The sequence below is a fragment of the Marinomonas sp. A3A genome, assembly GCF_018336955.1.
GTDB classification, from domain to species: Bacteria; Pseudomonadota; Gammaproteobacteria; order Pseudomonadales; family Marinomonadaceae; genus Marinomonas; species Marinomonas lutimaris.
This window is the reverse complement of record NZ_CP025532.1, coordinates 543,440-559,222: the sequence shown is the minus strand read 5'-3', so window position 1 is coordinate 559,222 and position 15,783 is coordinate 543,440. Positions and strand designations below refer to the sequence as shown.

The following is a 15,783-nucleotide window of genomic DNA, read 5'->3' as shown; positions in this document are numbered from 1 at the left end:
TAAATCCAAACATTAGAGGGGATGCATATATCTGTCACGAGCTAAACCTAAAACTATACTGTCCGCGAACTCAATTTAGCCTCAGTTTATAACCCACTATTGAAATCTCTACCATTAGGATAACGAAGCTTGCATCAACCTCTTACTCAGATACAAGTAAGTAGGCGATTGTCACTACTAAACATTTTTCAGGTAATTACTGGCGAGGAAACTGGTCACATAAGGGCAAACTTAACGGCCTCACTATGCTTAGGTGTAAGTCTTAAAACAAGGACATACTTTAAGAAACGGATATTAGATTTAGCCAAACACCACATCATCTGGCAAAGTCACAAAAATCGAGTGTCTGACTTCGTTGAATAATGCCTTACTGCAATGGCCTTCGCCTTCTATGTCTTCTAACAACACAACATCGCCCGCGCCAAATTGGCGGGTTTCACCGGACGATACCATGAACTCGCAACGGCCTTTGATGATGAACAAAAGCTGGCGCTGTGGCGCTGGATGCCATTTGAAATCGTAATCGCTTGGAGTCTCACGAAAAATCATCTCACCCGCTGGAAAACGCTCCGACAAGAAACCAATGGGGCCACCATCACGGACATCAATATTCAAATCACCGAAATGGCTTTTTCCCTGATCATCGTTAAAAATGCGTGTAAATTTCATCGAATACCTCTTTATTGACCTTCATAATAAGCGTTCATGCAATTCAATTGGCTTGCGTATTGTCTCGTTCCTCGACACGTCAACACCCATTAAGCACATGGAAACTTTTACCCGCGTATTCATACTTGCTCGTTTACCGTCATCATAAGCGTCCATGCAATTCAATTGGCTTGCGTATTGTCTCGTTCCTCGACACGTCAACGCCAATTAAACGCATGAAAGCTTTTAACCGAAGAAGGCTAGCTTCCCAGCATAACGTGAAAGCGATTCTTCAACCGCCCATCACAAACTGCATCCAGAATCACGCTAGAGCGATTCTTCGAGCTTGCTCGGGGAGTAAAGCGTGATACTGGGTTCAGTACAACAGGAGCGAGGCGTTACACCAAATTCTGTATCGCATGGCTCAACACCGCCAAGGTCACGGCTACATCTGGCGTATCAATCGCTTCCGCTGGATGATGGCTAATGCCTTTCTCGCAACGCATAAACAACATAGCCACAGGGCAAATGTCGGCAATCGCCATAGCGTCGTGTCCCGCACCAGAGAACAAGGTGTGAACGGGAATATTTTGTACTTCAATCGCATTGCGTAGCACGCTTTGTAGCTTTTCATCACAATGCACGGCGTTGGCGGCATGGGTCGCTTTACGCTCAATACGTACATTACGACGTGCAGCAATGGCTTCTAATTCAAGCAATATTTCATCGAGCGCTACATCGCGTTTATCATCAAATTCGCTGCGAATATCGAGGGAAAATCCCGTGTTGCCAGAAATCACATTCACGCCATTGGGACGATTTTGAATGCGGCCGACTGTAGCAACAATGCCATGATTTTGAGCAACTCTTTCTACAGCAAGAATCATTTCACTGCTGGCACAAAGGGCATCTTGGCGCAGATTCATTGGCACTGTGCCCGCGTGTCCTGCCATGCCGGTAATATTAAATTCAAAGCGCTTTGCCCCGGCGATGGCACTGACCACGCCAACAGGTAAATCCAAGTCTTCTAGCACTGGTCCTTGTTCAATATGCAGTTCAAGGTAACCAAGTAAGTTATCGGTTGAGATGGCCGCATTGGGAATACTCGCAAAGTCCGAACCAAAGTCTTTCAGTGCTTGCGATAAGCTGATGCCATCGCTGTCTTTCACATCGGCCCAGCTTGCAGGCCATTGACCCGTTAGAGCACGACTGCCCAGCAAGGTAGAGCTGAAACGCGTGCCCTCCTCGTCACCAAATCCCACCACATCTAGGTGAAACGGCAAACGAACACCCGCGGCTTGCATCGCTGCGATCAAGGTAACAGGTGTAATCACACCCAACATGCCATCGTATTGACCACCGTTTGGCACCGTATCCAAATGGCTGCCCATGATAAATCGCGGTGCATCAGGGTCGTCTGCTTGCCAACGTCCCCATAGATTACCTGCTTCGTCCTGCCAAGTGTGCATACCTGCTTCTTGCATCCAGCCGCCCACCAGTCCATTGGCTTGTTTGTGTTCCTTGGTGAGATAACGACGATCTAGGCAATCGTCGCTTTGACTGATTTTGCCAAGTTCGTCACAGCGGTCCATGACCAACTGAGCGAGTTTGCCGTAATCTGTCATTATCTTTCTCCTGCGTAAACCGACATGGCCGCGTCTACCGCAGCGCCGGCTGGTAACGCAAAACCAGCACGACGAAGTACGGTTTCTAGCGACTGCAAGGTATGCAAAACAGCGTCTTGGCGAGCGTTGTAACCCATGGTGCCAATACGCCACACCTTGCCTTTTAATGGGCCAAAGCTAGTACCGATTTCGATATTAAAAATGTTTAGCAAATCATGGCGAATTTGTTCTCCATCGACGTTGTCAGGAATATGTACGCCCACTACGTTGGTCATTTTGTGTTTCAAGTTACCAAATGGCTGTAAGCCCATAGCGATAACACCTTGCAGCATGGCGTTGCCAGCCAACTGATGACGTTGAATCACCGCATCTTGACCTTCGCTAAGTAGCTGAATCGCACACTCACGAGAGCCAAATAACATGGTTGCCGCTTCCGTATGGTGGTTCAAACGTTCATCGCCCCAATAATCCATGATCATAGGCAAATCAAAGTAGTTAGAACGAATACGCATACCAGACGAACCTTGGTGGTGAGCATCGCGAATCCCCGCTTCCACATGGGCGCGTTTGCGTACACAAGACACAAAGCGATCACTCAATGTAATTGGCGCACTGCCTGATGGGCCGCCAAGACATTTTTGCAAACCCACTGACACAGCGTCGATTTTCCACGCGTCCACTTCCAACGGGTTACCACCAATCGATGCCGTAGCATCGGTGTAAAACAACACATCGTGAGCGCGACAAATATCGCCTAGCTCTTCTAATGGCTGAAACATGGTGGTCGAAGTATCGCCTTGTACAATCGCCAATAATTTTGGCTGTACTTTCTTGATCGCGTCTTCAATTTGCTGAGGATCAAACACTTCCCCCCAAGGCACTTCGATGGTGTGAACTTCCGCATCAGCGCGCTCAGAAATCTCAGCCAACAAGTGACCAAAACGACCAAAGATAGGAATCAGCACTTTATCGCCAGGCTCTAAACAAGACACCAAAGCCGCTTCAATACCCGCACGAGACGTACCATCTATCAAAAAGGTTTGCTGATTCTGAGTATTAAAAACACGACGATACAACTCCATGACTTCGTTCATGTAACTGGTCATGGTCGGATCATATTGGCCCACTAACTGAGTCGACATAGCCGACAACACGCGTGGATAGCAGTTAATTGGCCCTGGACCCATTAATAATCTTGGAGGTAATGAAAGCGGCTGCATAATGATCTCCTAACCTAAAACCTGATAAAGCATTTTGATGCCTGTGAAAATCAACACGACAGCGAAGACTTTCTTCAATTTGGCTGCGTCTAAGCGATGCGCTAATCCCGCGCCAACAGGAGCAAACAAAACCGTCAATGGAATGATACAAGCTGCGCCAATCAAGTTAACCAAGCCGACAGTACCGTAAGGGGAGTCAATTGGGCTTTGTCCGAAGATCAGCATAGTCAAGGCTGCTGGCAAGGAAATGATCAAGCCTACTGCCGCCGCAGTGCCGACAGCACGGTGCGCAGGGTAGTTACAGAAGGTCAGCATAGGGACGGTTAACGTACCGCCGCCAATACCCACCATAGAACTGAAGAAACCAACACAGGTCGCCATCACGCCTTGACCAGCATTACCCGGTAAAGATTTGAACATGCTGTCTTTTTTGCCCAACAACATATTCAATGCCGACAAAGTCGCAATAATACCGAACAACAGAGTCAACCATTCGCCATCAACACGAGTCACCACAAAACTGCCAATCATTACGCCTAAAAAGATAAAAAAGCCCCAACGCTTCAGCAGATCGAAATCCACGTTGCCTTTGGCTTTATGGGCACGAATTGAACTAATAGAGGTCGGAATAATGGTCGCTAGAGACGTCGCTGTTGCCACCAGCATGGCAGTATCCGCACTGACACCCAAGCCTTGATACAAGAAAAACAACACCGGCACGATAACGATACCGCCGCCGACACCCAACAAACCGGCTAAAATACCGCCAACCACACCGGTGGCCATCATGGCGAGAATCATGGAATAGTTTTCCATTATGAATGACATGTTTCTGTTCGCTCCTAAATGAGATAATTACTAACTAAAGTGTTACTAAATCTGACTGTTTCTAAATAACATTACTTTTAAATATCAGTGCTATCGATGGCCAAACCATCACTGCGTGGATCCGTCGCGGCATCGGTATGTCCCTCTGGATGAAGCACAACCGCACCAGCGTGACCCATTAATTCATTTTGCGAGTCGACGATAACCAAATCGTGACCACGCGCCACCAATTCATTACCTGCAATATCTGCAAAATCGCGCTCGACTTTTAAATTATGACTAACATCACCCCACGTTCGACCGAGCAACCAACGACCTTCGCTGATAGCTTTATCCAACGGCATTTGATGATAAACATAACGACTGAACAGAGCTGCTTGAGTCTGCGGCTGGCCTTCGCCACCCATAGTGCCGTAACTCATACGACGGCCATCGTTCAATTCAGCAAACGCCGGATTCAGCGTATGGAAAGGTTTGAGGTTCGGTCCAAGCTCTTGCAAAGAGCCTTTTTCAAGAGAAAACGACGAGCCGCGGTTGTTCCACACAATACCAGTGGAAGGACTGACTACACCGCTACCGAATTCCCAATACAAGCTCTGAATATAACTGACCATGCGACCTTCACTGTCACAAGCCCCCATCCAAATCGTGTCGCCATGCTTGGCTTGATGAGGCCAAGGTTGCGCACGCTCTAAAGCAATTTCGTGACACATTTTTTCTAACTGTTCGTCATCCAATAAAGATGATAAATCCATTGCTAAACGGGACTCGTCAGTGACAAATTGATTACGAGCAATAAAGGCTTGTTTGGTGCATTCGATTAACAAATGCGCCATGTCTGTTGCAGTTTTACCTTGGGTATAAAGCTTGTCATACAAAGCCAAAATCAATAAAGACGCGATGCCTTGCGTCGGCGCGGGCAAGTTATACAGCGAGCCTACACTGATTTTAACCTGTAAAGGCGCAACGCGTTTTGCCTGATAAGATTCAAAATCTGCCAAGCGAATCGGCGAGCCTGCGCTAGCTAAATCTTTCGCCAAACGTTTGGCAATATCGCCGTGATAAAAATCATCTAAGCCTTTTTCAGCTAACTGTTCCAGCGTTTTGGCCAGTACTGGCAAGGTCAACGTATCGCCTTGTTCGTACATGCCCCCGTTCTTTAAAAACGACGACGCAAAACCCTGAACACTGACTAAGTCGGCAAACGTTTTCTTACTAGCATCAACGTAAGTTTTCGTCACTTCACTGCCGTTTTTCGCTAACTGAATAGCATCATCAAGCAAGGTCGATAACGGCAAGTTTTGTGCGTTGGAGGCCGCTTGCCAAGTTTGGCTCACGGCAAGTGCTTCTTGCCAACCAGCTACTGCACCGGCCATAGTAACAGCCGCTTTGCCATTTCGTGCTGGAATGCTGTCATAGCCCTTATAAAAATCCAGTGTCGCCAATTGCGCCGCTTTACCAGAAGCATCAATGCCAATTGGCGTTTTTCCCGGCTCGCTGATCAACCAAAAGCCATCGCCACCCAAGCCATTCATGTGTGGATACACCACGGCAATCGTCGCCGCGGCCGCCACCATGGCTTCTATCGCTGAGCCACCTTGTTTAAGGATTTTTTGCCCTGTTTCTGTGGCTTTAAAGTGCGGCGCAGTAAAAGCGATCTCGTTCTTTTTCATGACGCTACTCCATTAAGGTTTTTGCGAATTCAATTAGCGCCAAATCTGTACCTTTTGAACTCACTAAAGACAAGCCACATGGCGCACCATGTAAGGTACAAACAGGCAGATGCAATTGCGGCAAACCAGCTAGTCCAGCAATGGCTGTAATGTCCATCAACTGATTACGATAGGCCGCGAGTTCATCATCAGCCGCATCAAATAATGGCGCTAGACCTGGCGTGGTTGGGATGATCAACACAGCATCTTCGATTTCATGTTCTAACCAATCAGTAAAACGCTGCCGTTGCTGTTTTGCTGCGGCAACGTCAGCTGAAGAAATGGTTTGGCACCATTCGAAACGTGACTGAATATCTGGTGCAAATACCGCCGAGGCATCGACACCATCAAGATCTTCTAAACTCTTGATCCATTTACCATGTTCGTGCCAAATTTCTGCGCCTTGTAAGGTTCGAAATGTCTCGCTAGTTTTCCACACTTTGGTATCGATGACGATGGAAGATTCACTTGAAAACCGACCTTTTTCACGCCATGTTTGTAACTGTTTTTTCAACTCATCCACATGCGCAACTTGATCAATTAAATTCTTAGCAATCAAGATGTTATTAAATTCTTTCGGTGGTTTGTTTTTAAGCAAAACGCTAGCTGTTTTCGCTAATGTATCTAAGTCTCTGGTGAGCCAACCTACCGTATCAAAAGATGGGGCAAGAGCGACCATATTGTCTGATGGAATCACGCCATGGGTCGGACGTAATCCAAACAAACCATTGTAACTAGCAGGCACTCGAATCGAGCCACCAGTATCTGTACCTAATCCTATATCAGCAAAGTCGGCTGAAACAGCCACCGCCGAACCCGATGACGACCCGCCTGGGAGACGATTTGGTGTCACCGGATTTGAGGGTGTTCCGTAATGAATATTTTGACCATTTAGGCTATAAGCCAACTCATCAGTAATGGTTTTACCGCAAAAAATAGCGCCGTCATTCAGCAAAGCGGCAACGCTAGAAGATGTTTTTATCGGAATAGGATGAGTCGCAAGCCAAGTAGGATTTCCAGCAGAAGTTGGCAGTCCAGCCATATGAAACAAGTCTTTCACAGCCAAACGTAAACCACTCAGTGGCAAAGTAGGATTAGCTGATGAACTATCGTTCCAAGTCGTTTCACTTAAGTTAAGAAAGGGATTTTGTACCATGAAATGTTTCATATGTCCTCCACTTGGTTAGCACATATGAAACAATCGTTTCACCACCCTGTCAACTGAAACAAAAAAGAAATCTTTTTTTTCTGCAAAAGTGTCGCAAACAGTGTGGGTCAGTTTCTTTCAAAAAATTATGGCTCTAGCTCATCCAAATCTTCATATAAAGCTGAAATTGCTTGTGTCTGACGACTCGCCGCATCGCCCAGAAAACCAAACACTCGGTTGCACAACATAGAGATCAGGCTCATCGGTGCGGCGTAACTATCGAATGGACTTTCGTTACCAAGGTGACACACCAGCACGTGAGATACTTGTTGGTTATAAACCTGGCCTGTTGGATCTGTGATCAAGATGGTATTTCGACCTTGCAAGGCTTCTACGATTTGCTTGAATTGACGAGTGCGACGTCTAAAGCCCAGTAAGACAATCACTTCATCGTCGAGAATGTCGTGTAGATCTTCCCCTAATGTTTGACCCGGCTGTGGCAATAAACGCACAGAATGACGCACTTGTTGCAACTGCTGTCGAAAATGCAACGCCAAAGGATAAGCATTACGAAAGCCGATCAGAGTTACTCGGCTTGCTTTGGCTAATCGTTCGCTGATCTCGTTAAGGGTTTCAGGTCGCAAGCCTTCAAAAGTAAGCGATAGGTTTTTTAGCTCTTGTGCGGTTTGATCCAAAGACGAGCCTTGGGTGAAAATCGGTACACCACTTTCGCGCAATGCTAATTGCGCTTGCTTCGCACCTTGTTGCGAATCGTAGCCAAGCTGACGAAAGAAACGACTCACGGTCGCTTTTGACGTGTTGGTGTTTTCAGCAATCTCGGCCGACGTTTGACTAACAATCGCCAAAGGGTTCTGTTGTAAATAGTTCGCTATTGATCGCGCTGATGGAGACAGAGTCGGGTAGGTCTGCTCGATCAGGGATAGCACATCCTGCTTTGTAGCCACGTGTTAACCTCAATTCGGGGATATTTTGCTCTACGGTAATTGATTATCGTTGAGCTGCCAACTTAGATTATTGCTTAAAGACCTTGTTGTACGATTTGATCTCTAAAAAAAGCTATCACGCACCAAAAAATCATCACCGCCCTATGTTGGCGCACGAATTAAAGCCAATCCTCCCCATTTCATAGCAAACCCTTTTTATGATCGAACTTGATTACTAGGCGCTTCAAGTCATCTTTGAAGTGTTTTGTTACATAAATCAATAGTTAAGAAACTTTTGTTTCATATTGGCATGGGTGTTGCAAATTGTGTTTCAGGCATTCACAAAACGAAACAGGAACCCCAACCATGAAAAGATTGACCAAACTACTAGGTAAAACATTGATCATCGCTGCAGGCTTTAGCGCATTAAGCGCAAGCGCAGACGTGTTGCAGGATATAAAAGACCGTAACCTTATTCGCATTGCGGTTCCTCAAGACTTCCCTCCATTTGGCTCTGTTGGTACTGATTTGAAACCACAGGGTATCGATGTGGACATGGCAAATTACATCGCGAAAGAAATGGGCGTGAAAATCGAAATCGTCCCAGTGACTAGTGCAAACCGTATTCCTTACCTACAAACTCAAAAAGTAGACTTGGTTATTTCTAGCCTTGGCAAAAACCCTGAGCGTGAAAAAGCCATCGACTTTTCAACGCCTTATGCTCCTTTCTTCTTAGGCGTATTCGGCTCTAAAGACGTTGCCGTGACAAAAATCGGCGAGCTAGCAGACAAAACAGTAGGCGTTACTCGTGGTTCAGTAGAAGATTTAGAGCTTGAGAAAAACGCACCGAAATCCGTTAACGTACGTCGCTTTGAAGATAACAACACCACGCTAACCGCTTACCTATCTGGTCAAGTGAACTTAATCGCTACGGGTAACTTGGTTGCCGCTGAAATTGCTAAACGCCAGCCACAACGCGCACCAGAAAGTAAATTCATGTTGAAAGACTCCCCTTGCTACATAGGTATGGCAAAAGGCGAAACAGCACTACAAGCTAAAGTGAACGAGCTGATCAAAGGCGCCTTGGCATCTGGTGAACTAAACGACATTTCAATGAAATGGTTAAAAGCACCACTACCTAAAGGCTTCGGCGCATAAGGCTTTCGTTATGTTGTATTTCTCTGATCTATTGCAATACAGCGACGTGTTCCTCAGTGGTTTAAAAACCACGGTTGAACTCACTGTACTGACAACGATCTTGGGAGTGGTATTGGGTACGGTCTGCGCGACCGTACGCCAATACGGCAACCGAGCAGGTCAACGAGTTGTCAGTGTGTATGTGGAACTTATTCGTAACACGCCGTTTATTGTTCAGCTCTTTTTTATCTTCTTTGGTCTACCTGCGATTGGCATGATGTTGTCGCCATGGGAAGCCAGCATGATCGCACTGACGATTAACCTTGGCGCATACAGCACAGAAATCATTCGTGCCGGTCTTGCCAGTATTTCCAAAGGCCAAATCGAGGCGGCAAAAGTGTTAGGTCTGAACTTTCGCCAAACACTGACGCGCGTGATTTTCATTCCGGCTTTTGAAAAGATTTACCCAGCACTTACCAGCCAATGCATTATCGTGATGTTGGGCTCTGCGGTGATTTCGCAAATTTCAGTGCAAGACTTAACCTACGCAGCCAACCTTGTGCAATCACGAAACTTCCGTGCTTTTGAAAGCTACTTTGTTACCGCTTTGCTCTATCTTGGCTTGTCGATTCTGCTGAGATTTGCTTTCAACGCTTTAGGAAAACGCCTATTTGCTTATCGAACGTCTAATTAAAAGGCATTCCAGAAAAGCAAAATGAGGGAAACTCAATGATCGAATTTTCTAACTACGACATTCTGCGCAATCTAATGTTTGCGACACAATGGACCATTTTATTGTCACTCGCGGCTTTTATCGGCGGCACCACGGTCGCACTGACATTAACCGCCATGCGTTTGACTCGTAATCCTGCTATGCAACGCATCGTAAAAATATACGTGGAGCTGTTTCAAGGCACGCCATTGCTGATGCAGATGTTCTTGTGCTTCTTTGGCTTATCCATGCTGGGCTATGAAATATCCGCTTGGGGCGCAGCGATTTTGTCACTGACTTTTTTCACCAGTGCCTTCTTGGTGGAAATCTGGCGTGGCTGTATCGACACATTACCGAAAGGACAATGGGAAGCTAGCCGTTGTTTGGGTTTGAGCTTTTTACAAACCCTAAGACATATTATCTTGCCGCAAGCGATTCGCGTGGCGACGGCACCGACTGTTGGCTTTTCAGTGCAAGTCATTAAAGGCACAGCGCTGGCATCGGTAATTGGCTTTGTCGAACTGACAAAAGTCGGCACCATGTTAAATAACGCTACTTTTGAGCCGTTCAAAATATTCACCTTAGTTGCGCTGATTTATTTCATGCTCTGTTATCCACTGTCTTTGTACAGCAAGCATCTGGAGAAAAAATTCAATGTCTCTCGTTAACCTACATCAAGTCCATAAATACTATGGCGATCATCATGTGCTGAAAGGCATTGATCTAGACATCAAAGCTGGCGAAGTGGTTTCTATCATTGGCAAAAGTGGTTCTGGTAAAAGTACTCTACTGCGCTGTATCAATGGCTTAGAGCAATACCAAGAAGGCGGCATTACTGTTGACGGCAAAGAAGTCACCACAGAAGATATTCAGGTTCGTCGTCTTGCGCTTAGCGTCGGCATGATCTTCCAAAACTTCAACCTGTTCCCGCACATGACGGTGGGCGAAAACGTCATGCTTGCGCCGACTATTGTATTGAAGAAAAGCAAAGCCGAGGCCGAAACGACGGCTCGCGCCATGTTGGAGAAAGTGGGACTCGCGGAAAAGTTCGACAGCTTCCCTGAAAAGCTATCTGGTGGTCAGCAACAACGTGTCGCCATCGCCCGCGCCTTGGCAATGTCACCAAAAGTCTTGCTGTGCGATGAAATCACCTCGGCCCTCGACCCAGAATTGGTCGGCGAAGTATTAAAGGTACTAGAGCAACTAGCCAAAGAAGGCATCACCTTGGTTCTAGTTACTCATGAAATGAACTTCGCCCGCGACGTCGGCAGCCGAGTCGTCTTCATGCACCAAGGCAAAGTCTGGGAACAAGGGGATCCAAAAACCATCTTGTCCAACCCGCAGACAGATGAATTGAAACAATTTATGGGGGCAGTGCTTTAACTGTCGCAGAAGCCAAGTAAAACCACACGCCAGAGTTGGAGTGTGGTTTTACAAAACGAATTAATTCAAACCTTCGAGCGCTTCAAGGAGCTCGCGAAGAGGATAATACTCTGTAAAACCACCTCAAATTGAGACCCCAACTTAACCAGCCATTCTTTCAATCAATGTTCAACGGCCGGCCTTCCACCGATGCGCGCTCCAGACTTAAAAGCATGCGAATGATATAACCAAGCGATGAGAAGTCCGACCGAAAGTAAAGCCAACAGAGACCAAGGGAAAGAGCTAACACCTACTGAATCAAGCAGTATCCCACCAACAATTCCTCCGCCAGCAATAGCTGAATTCCATGCAACAACATTCATAGAAAGCGCCACATCAGCACCATCACCTGCCGCATCGGCCAATGCGGTTTGCAATAAGGTAGATGCGCCTCCAAAAGTGATACCCCACACTACGACACCTATGTAGATAATTTCTGGAGATTGAGCACCAAATCCAAATAGCAAAGCAATTAAAGCGAATGCTAAAAGACTTGTTAGAACGGTAGTGCGCAAATATCGGTCCACCAGCATGCCTGCAAACCAAATACCGACAAGGGCTGCAAGACCAAAGGTAAGTAGGACCAAGTCAATTCGTTTCCCAAGCCCTGCTTGCTCAACAAACGGTGCAATATAGGTATAGAGAATATTGTGAGCTAACATCCATGTCATAACCACGCAGAGTACTGGTCGAACTCCGGGACTCATGAAGACTTTCCTCAACGGTAAACGCTCGTGAGCGGACTGTCCCGGATAGTCAGGAACCTTCGCTATCACCCAGACGATCAAGACAAGTGCCAAACCTGACATAACGCCAAATGCAGTTTGCCAACCGATAGTAGCACCCATAAATGTGCCAAGAGGTACACCCAAAGACAAAGCAAGAGGGATACCGACCATGGCGACAGCCATTGCACGGCCTTGCTGATGGGGCTGGACCATACGGCGCGCATAACCAGCTAATAGACTCCAAGCAAGTCCGGCTGCAACGCCCGCGAAGAAACGAGCGACCAATGTTAGAACATAGTTGCTTGATAAAGCGGTGACCGAGTTGAAAACGAAGAAGCCAAAGATGGTCAGCAGTAGGACGTTACGCCGCTTCCAGCCACGTGTCGCAATCGTCAACGGTATGGCCGCAAGTAAAGATCCCAAAGCATATGCAGTCACCATTTGACCTGCCATAGCTTGGCTTATTTCCAGACCTGCACTGATCTGAGACAGCAGCCCCGCAGGCAATGTTTCAGTGACGATACAAATGAATCCGGTCATCGCCAATGCAAGCAGTGCCGACATAGGTAAGCGATCTGGATCTCCCGCATTTGCTTTATTGAGAGAATTATTCACAAAAAAACTGTCCTTTAAAAATTTGGTGGGTTACACGTTGGCACTTATGTGTCTCCGTGACGACTTATAGATCGATCGATACAAATGTATGACAAAGCACCTAACATTGTCAATAACTTATGTATCAAGTAGTATATAAGTCATAAAAGAAATGGAGAAAAAAATGGCAAAAATGGGCAGACCTAGAACATTTGATCGCCAGAAAGCAGTTGTGCAAGCTATGCATCTTTTCTGGGAACATGGCTACGAAATGACTTCTCTAAGCCAACTAAAGGCTAATATTGGTGGAGGGATTTCTACGCCAAGCTTTTACGCTGCATTTGGCTCTAAAGAGGAATTGTTCAATGAAGCTGTACAATGTTATTTAGAAACTTATGCATGCGTAACAGACTCCCTATGGGACGACGAGATTCCACCCAGAGACGCTGTTGAGCTTGCGCTCCGTCGCTCGACAAAAATGCAATGTGAATCAGGACATCCCAAGGGATGTATGGTGTCTTTGGGGGCAATGAGCGCACCCACGCCAGAGCTTACTCACGTTGTTGAACCACTTACTGCCTCGCGTTCACGAACGCTTCAAGGCTTTGTGCGATGCGTAGAACGCGCAATAGCTATGGGTGAACTACCCAAAAAAACGAACGCTAGGTCTATGGGAATTTCCTTCAATAGTTTCCTGCTTGGTGTATCGATTCTAGCTAGAGATGGAGTGGATGCCTCGGATCTCGACGCTTCCATTACAGAATTAATGAAACTATGGGATATCGCAGTGTGTCAGCCCAAATAGAATACATCAATGGGTAAAGAATGCTTACAATCCCAGCTAAGTGCTTTAATCGGGTAACTAGAGTCTCTAATCCCAGTCCCTACAAATCAAGTTGATAAAAATCCATGTTTTTACCTTTAGGGTTAGGGAATAAATACGTCCAACCTGAGCGTTTATAGTGACGCAAAGCCGTCTTGTTAGCCCTACTGACAGAAAGCTTTGCTTTGCTACAACCAGCATCTCTCAATTGAGTGCGGATGAATTCTTGCAGTTCAGTGCCTAAGCCTAAACCTCGATATTCAGAGATCAAATAGATTAATTGAACATAACCGGTATCAGGAGTCTTGGAAAAAGATCTAAACTCCAACTGACCAATAAGCTGACTTTTATGCCAGATATGAAAATAATACCAGCCTTCTTCTAACGTGTTTTGCCGTAACAGAGCTTCGTAGCCAATGATTGAATCTTCAAAACCAACATCCGTTCCGAAGCTGCATAAGTAAGCATCCCGTCTAAATGCCACACATTGAGAAAAGTGTGTATCGATATCAATCGGTTCAAACCTAATATCCATACCCTACTCTTAAGAATCCGCCAGAGCCGTCAGATGCTCACCCGTTAACTGATAACCTAGCCATTCACTCTTAGGCTTTGCGCCTAGTGATTCATAGAAGTCGATGGCGGGTTTATTCCAATCCAAAACATTCCATTCAAACCTGCCACAGTCATTCGCAACTGCAATTCCTGCCAAATGCTTTAATAATGCTTTGCCAGCGCCACTGCCTCGTTCCGACGGTGACACAAACAAGTCTTCAAGATATAGACCATGCTTTCCTAGCCATGTGGAATAGTTAAAAAAGTACACGGCAAAGCCAATTGGATTGCCATCTTTCTCACAAATGATCGCTTTGGTAGACGAGTGCTCTGAAAAAATAGAGTCTTCAATCATCTGCTCAGTGGCCAAGACTTCATGCTCTGCTTTTTCGTAAGCGGCCAGTTCTTTAACAAATTTAAGAATGGTATTTGAATCTTCTCGTTTGGCTTCGCGTATTAACACTGTCATAAAACTCCTTTTCAAACATCGGATTCAAGAATAAATATATTGTTACTCAACCCCATGACAAACAACACAAACCTTGTTGCCGTCTAGGTCCCTAAAATAAGCGCCAAAGTAGCTTTCATGGTATTCGCTTCGCAGTCCGGGTTGACCTTCACATGTGGCGCCGTTTTCAATGGCTAAGTCGTAGGCAGCCATGACGGTGGCTCTATCTTTCGCGCTGAAGGCAATCATTTGTCCATTGCCTTGATCATGGACTTTACCATTAAAAGGTTTGCCGATAATGAATAACGGCCGGCAGTTTGAACTAGGACTGTTCCAACCTGCCCAAGGCTTATCTCGATCATAAAAGCGCTCTTTGATGATTAAACAAGTCATTAGCTTGCTGTAAAAAGCATAAGCTCGCTCAAAGTCACTAACACCGTAATAAATATGCGAAAACATGTTATTCCTTTTTCATTAAATAGCGTCTTCACACTAAGATCCTACTTCGGCAATGTAGATACAAGTCTTTTATGGCGCGCTTTCGCGTGCTCTCTTGCGGCGTTGTAGATGTGCATAAGCTCTTCAGCACTAACGTCGATAAAAATATCCTCCTGCTCTAGCACATGATAAAGATCGTCCATTTCAAGCAAGTGCTGTTCATGGGCTTCTTGATGGAATGAAATATTTAAAGAAGCAGGATAACGCCGCCAGTGAAAAGCATTATTGATGATGAAAGCGAACACAAGCATCGCTAATAAATTGATCAATAATGGATACAGTAAAAATTCAAACCCCATTGCATGTATACTGCTTCCACCAATCACACACGATAACGCGGTCGACCCACCAGGTGGATGCAAGCAACGAAGGTAATGCATGCCGATAATCGACACGCCCACAGCGGCCGCTCCAGTCACAAAAGACGCTCCGAACGCCTGATAAAAGCCAATACCAATCAGCGCTGATATTAGATGACCAGTAACAAAGGGCCACGGCTGAGACAAGGCACCATGAGGAATGGCGAACAACAAAACGGCACTGGCCCCAATAGAAGCGACCACCAATAATGAATCCGGTAGAGATAAAAACAAACTCGATAAATAGTAAACACTCACTAATGCGAGACAAGCCGTCATACCTGATAAAAAGCGTTCAAAGTGGGAAGTTTTATTGGTTTCAATACCAATGAATTGAGCAGTATTACGACAAAATGAGAGGAGCATTTATTTAATGAGACCTT

At 45.9% G+C, this 15,783-nt stretch carries 17 protein-coding genes; 5 read left to right on the top strand and 12 right to left on the bottom strand.

The window, feature by feature from the left end; all coding sequences use genetic code 11:
• Positions 1-300 precede the first annotated feature (300 nt).
• The 7 genes from CYL31_RS02535 to CYL31_RS02505 all read right to left on the bottom strand — a co-directional run bounded on the left by CYL31_RS02535 (position 301) and on the right by CYL31_RS02505 (position 8,145).
• Complete coding sequence (locus tag CYL31_RS02535) at positions 301-669, bottom strand: cupin domain-containing protein (protein ID WP_212917422.1); 369 nt, start codon at positions 667-669, stop codon at positions 301-303.
• A 377-nt stretch (positions 670-1,046) separates the two neighbouring features.
• Positions 1,047-2,273, bottom strand: coding sequence for an allantoate amidohydrolase (locus CYL31_RS02530; protein ID WP_212917421.1), 1,227 nt, complete (start codon positions 2,271-2,273; stop codon positions 1,047-1,049).
• Positions 2,273-3,493 (bottom strand): pyridoxal-phosphate-dependent aminotransferase family protein, encoded by a 1,221-nt coding sequence (locus CYL31_RS02525; RefSeq protein WP_212917420.1) that lies wholly within the window; start codon positions 3,491-3,493, stop codon positions 2,273-2,275. Before CYL31_RS02525 ends, CYL31_RS02530 begins: the two co-directional genes overlap by 1 nt.
• A gap of 9 nt (positions 3,494-3,502) precedes the next feature.
• Entirely contained in the window at positions 3,503-4,321 is an 819-nt protein-coding gene (locus tag CYL31_RS02520) for a sulfite exporter TauE/SafE family protein (RefSeq protein WP_114413114.1), read from the bottom strand.
• A 77-nt stretch (positions 4,322-4,398) separates the two neighbouring features.
• Positions 4,399-5,994: a gamma-glutamyltransferase family protein gene (locus tag CYL31_RS02515; protein WP_212917419.1), complete on the bottom strand. Its 1,596-nt coding sequence runs from the start codon at positions 5,992-5,994 to the stop codon at positions 4,399-4,401.
• Between the two features lie 4 nt (positions 5,995-5,998).
• Entirely contained in the window at positions 5,999-7,201 is a 1,203-nt protein-coding gene (locus tag CYL31_RS02510; RefSeq protein ID WP_212917418.1) for an amidase, read from the bottom strand.
• A 125-nt stretch (positions 7,202-7,326) separates the two neighbouring features.
• Positions 7,327-8,145, bottom strand: coding sequence for a MurR/RpiR family transcriptional regulator (locus tag CYL31_RS02505; protein WP_212917417.1), 819 nt, complete (start codon positions 8,143-8,145; stop codon positions 7,327-7,329).
• Positions 8,146-8,490: 345 nt separating this feature from the next.
• Between CYL31_RS02505 and CYL31_RS02500 the strand changes: the two genes are divergently transcribed.
• From CYL31_RS02500 to CYL31_RS02485, 4 genes are read left to right on the top strand one after another with little or no spacing between them, the layout of a single operon-like run.
• Positions 8,491-9,282 (top strand): transporter substrate-binding domain-containing protein, encoded by a 792-nt coding sequence (locus CYL31_RS02500; RefSeq protein WP_212917416.1) that lies wholly within the window; start codon positions 8,491-8,493, stop codon positions 9,280-9,282.
• Positions 9,283-9,292: 10 nt separating this feature from the next.
• Positions 9,293-9,955 (top strand): amino acid ABC transporter permease, encoded by a 663-nt coding sequence (locus CYL31_RS02495; protein WP_212917415.1) that lies wholly within the window; start codon positions 9,293-9,295, stop codon positions 9,953-9,955.
• 35 nt (positions 9,956-9,990) lie between these two features.
• A complete protein-coding gene (locus CYL31_RS02490) occupies positions 9,991-10,641 on the top strand; it encodes an amino acid ABC transporter permease (RefSeq protein WP_212917414.1) in 651 nt (216 codons plus the stop codon).
• A complete protein-coding gene (locus CYL31_RS02485; protein WP_169458140.1) occupies positions 10,628-11,356 on the top strand; it encodes an amino acid ABC transporter ATP-binding protein in 729 nt (242 codons plus the stop codon). The genes CYL31_RS02490 and CYL31_RS02485 overlap by 14 nt, the downstream gene beginning before the upstream one ends.
• A gap of 161 nt (positions 11,357-11,517) precedes the next feature.
• Here the strand turns inward: CYL31_RS02485 and CYL31_RS02480 are convergent, their stop codons facing one another.
• On the bottom strand, positions 11,518-12,738 hold the full coding sequence (locus CYL31_RS02480) for an MFS transporter (protein ID WP_249411672.1): 1,221 nt from the start codon (positions 12,736-12,738) through the stop codon (positions 11,518-11,520).
• Between the two features lie 172 nt (positions 12,739-12,910).
• On the opposite strand from CYL31_RS02480, the gene CYL31_RS02475 reads away from it, so the two are divergent.
• A complete protein-coding gene (locus CYL31_RS02475; RefSeq protein WP_249411671.1) occupies positions 12,911-13,522 on the top strand; it encodes a TetR/AcrR family transcriptional regulator in 612 nt (203 codons plus the stop codon).
• Positions 13,523-13,601: 79 nt separating this feature from the next.
• Here the strand turns inward: CYL31_RS02475 and CYL31_RS02470 are convergent, their stop codons facing one another.
• The 4 genes from CYL31_RS02470 to CYL31_RS02455 are packed head-to-tail and all read right to left on the bottom strand — an operon-like array spanning position 13,602 to position 15,766.
• Positions 13,602-14,075 carry a GNAT family N-acetyltransferase gene (locus tag CYL31_RS02470; protein WP_212917412.1) on the bottom strand — a complete coding sequence of 158 codons (474 nt, stop codon included), beginning with the start codon at positions 14,073-14,075 and terminating at the stop codon, positions 13,602-13,604.
• Between the two features lie 9 nt (positions 14,076-14,084).
• Positions 14,085-14,564, bottom strand: coding sequence for a GNAT family N-acetyltransferase (locus tag CYL31_RS02465; RefSeq protein WP_212917411.1), 480 nt, complete (start codon positions 14,562-14,564; stop codon positions 14,085-14,087).
• A 42-nt stretch (positions 14,565-14,606) separates the two neighbouring features.
• Positions 14,607-15,002, bottom strand: a complete 396-nt coding sequence (locus tag CYL31_RS02460; protein ID WP_212917410.1) for a VOC family protein — start codon at positions 15,000-15,002, stop codon at positions 14,607-14,609.
• 41 nt (positions 15,003-15,043) lie between these two features.
• Positions 15,044-15,766: an HPP family protein gene (locus CYL31_RS02455; protein ID WP_212917409.1), complete on the bottom strand. Its 723-nt coding sequence runs from the start codon at positions 15,764-15,766 to the stop codon at positions 15,044-15,046.
• Positions 15,767-15,783 lie beyond the last annotated feature (17 nt).

Excerpts from the sequence above, each read along its gene's own strand:
- CYL31_RS02535 (WP_212917422.1), bottom strand. The coding sequence starts at position 669 with ATGAAATTTACACGCATTTTTAACGATGATCAGGGAAAAAGCCATTTC.
- CYL31_RS02530 (WP_212917421.1), bottom strand. The coding sequence starts at position 2,273 with ATGACAGATTACGGCAAACTCGCTCAGTTGGTCATGGACCGCTGTGAC.
- CYL31_RS02525 (WP_212917420.1), bottom strand. The coding sequence starts at position 3,493 with ATGCAGCCGCTTTCATTACCTCCAAGATTATTAATGGGTCCAGGGCCA.
- CYL31_RS02520 (WP_114413114.1), bottom strand. The coding sequence starts at position 4,321 with ATGTCATTCATAATGGAAAACTATTCCATGATTCTCGCCATGATGGCC.
- CYL31_RS02515 (WP_212917419.1), bottom strand. The coding sequence starts at position 5,994 with ATGAAAAAGAACGAGATCGCTTTTACTGCGCCGCACTTTAAAGCCACA.
- CYL31_RS02510 (WP_212917418.1), bottom strand. The coding sequence starts at position 7,201 with ATGAAACATTTCATGGTACAAAATCCCTTTCTTAACTTAAGTGAAACG.
- CYL31_RS02500 (WP_212917416.1), top strand. The coding sequence starts at position 8,491 with ATGAAAAGATTGACCAAACTACTAGGTAAAACATTGATCATCGCTGCA.
- CYL31_RS02495 (WP_212917415.1), top strand. The coding sequence starts at position 9,293 with ATGTTGTATTTCTCTGATCTATTGCAATACAGCGACGTGTTCCTCAGT.
- CYL31_RS02490 (WP_212917414.1), top strand. The coding sequence starts at position 9,991 with ATGATCGAATTTTCTAACTACGACATTCTGCGCAATCTAATGTTTGCG.
- CYL31_RS02485 (WP_169458140.1), top strand. The coding sequence starts at position 10,628 with ATGTCTCTCGTTAACCTACATCAAGTCCATAAATACTATGGCGATCAT.
- CYL31_RS02475 (WP_249411671.1), top strand. The coding sequence starts at position 12,911 with ATGGGCAGACCTAGAACATTTGATCGCCAGAAAGCAGTTGTGCAAGCT.
- CYL31_RS02470 (WP_212917412.1), bottom strand. The coding sequence starts at position 14,075 with ATGGATATTAGGTTTGAACCGATTGATATCGATACACACTTTTCTCAA.
- CYL31_RS02465 (WP_212917411.1), bottom strand. The coding sequence starts at position 14,564 with ATGACAGTGTTAATACGCGAAGCCAAACGAGAAGATTCAAATACCATT.
- CYL31_RS02460 (WP_212917410.1), bottom strand. The coding sequence starts at position 15,002 with ATGTTTTCGCATATTTATTACGGTGTTAGTGACTTTGAGCGAGCTTAT.
- CYL31_RS02455 (WP_212917409.1), bottom strand. The coding sequence starts at position 15,766 with ATGCTCCTCTCATTTTGTCGTAATACTGCTCAATTCATTGGTATTGAA.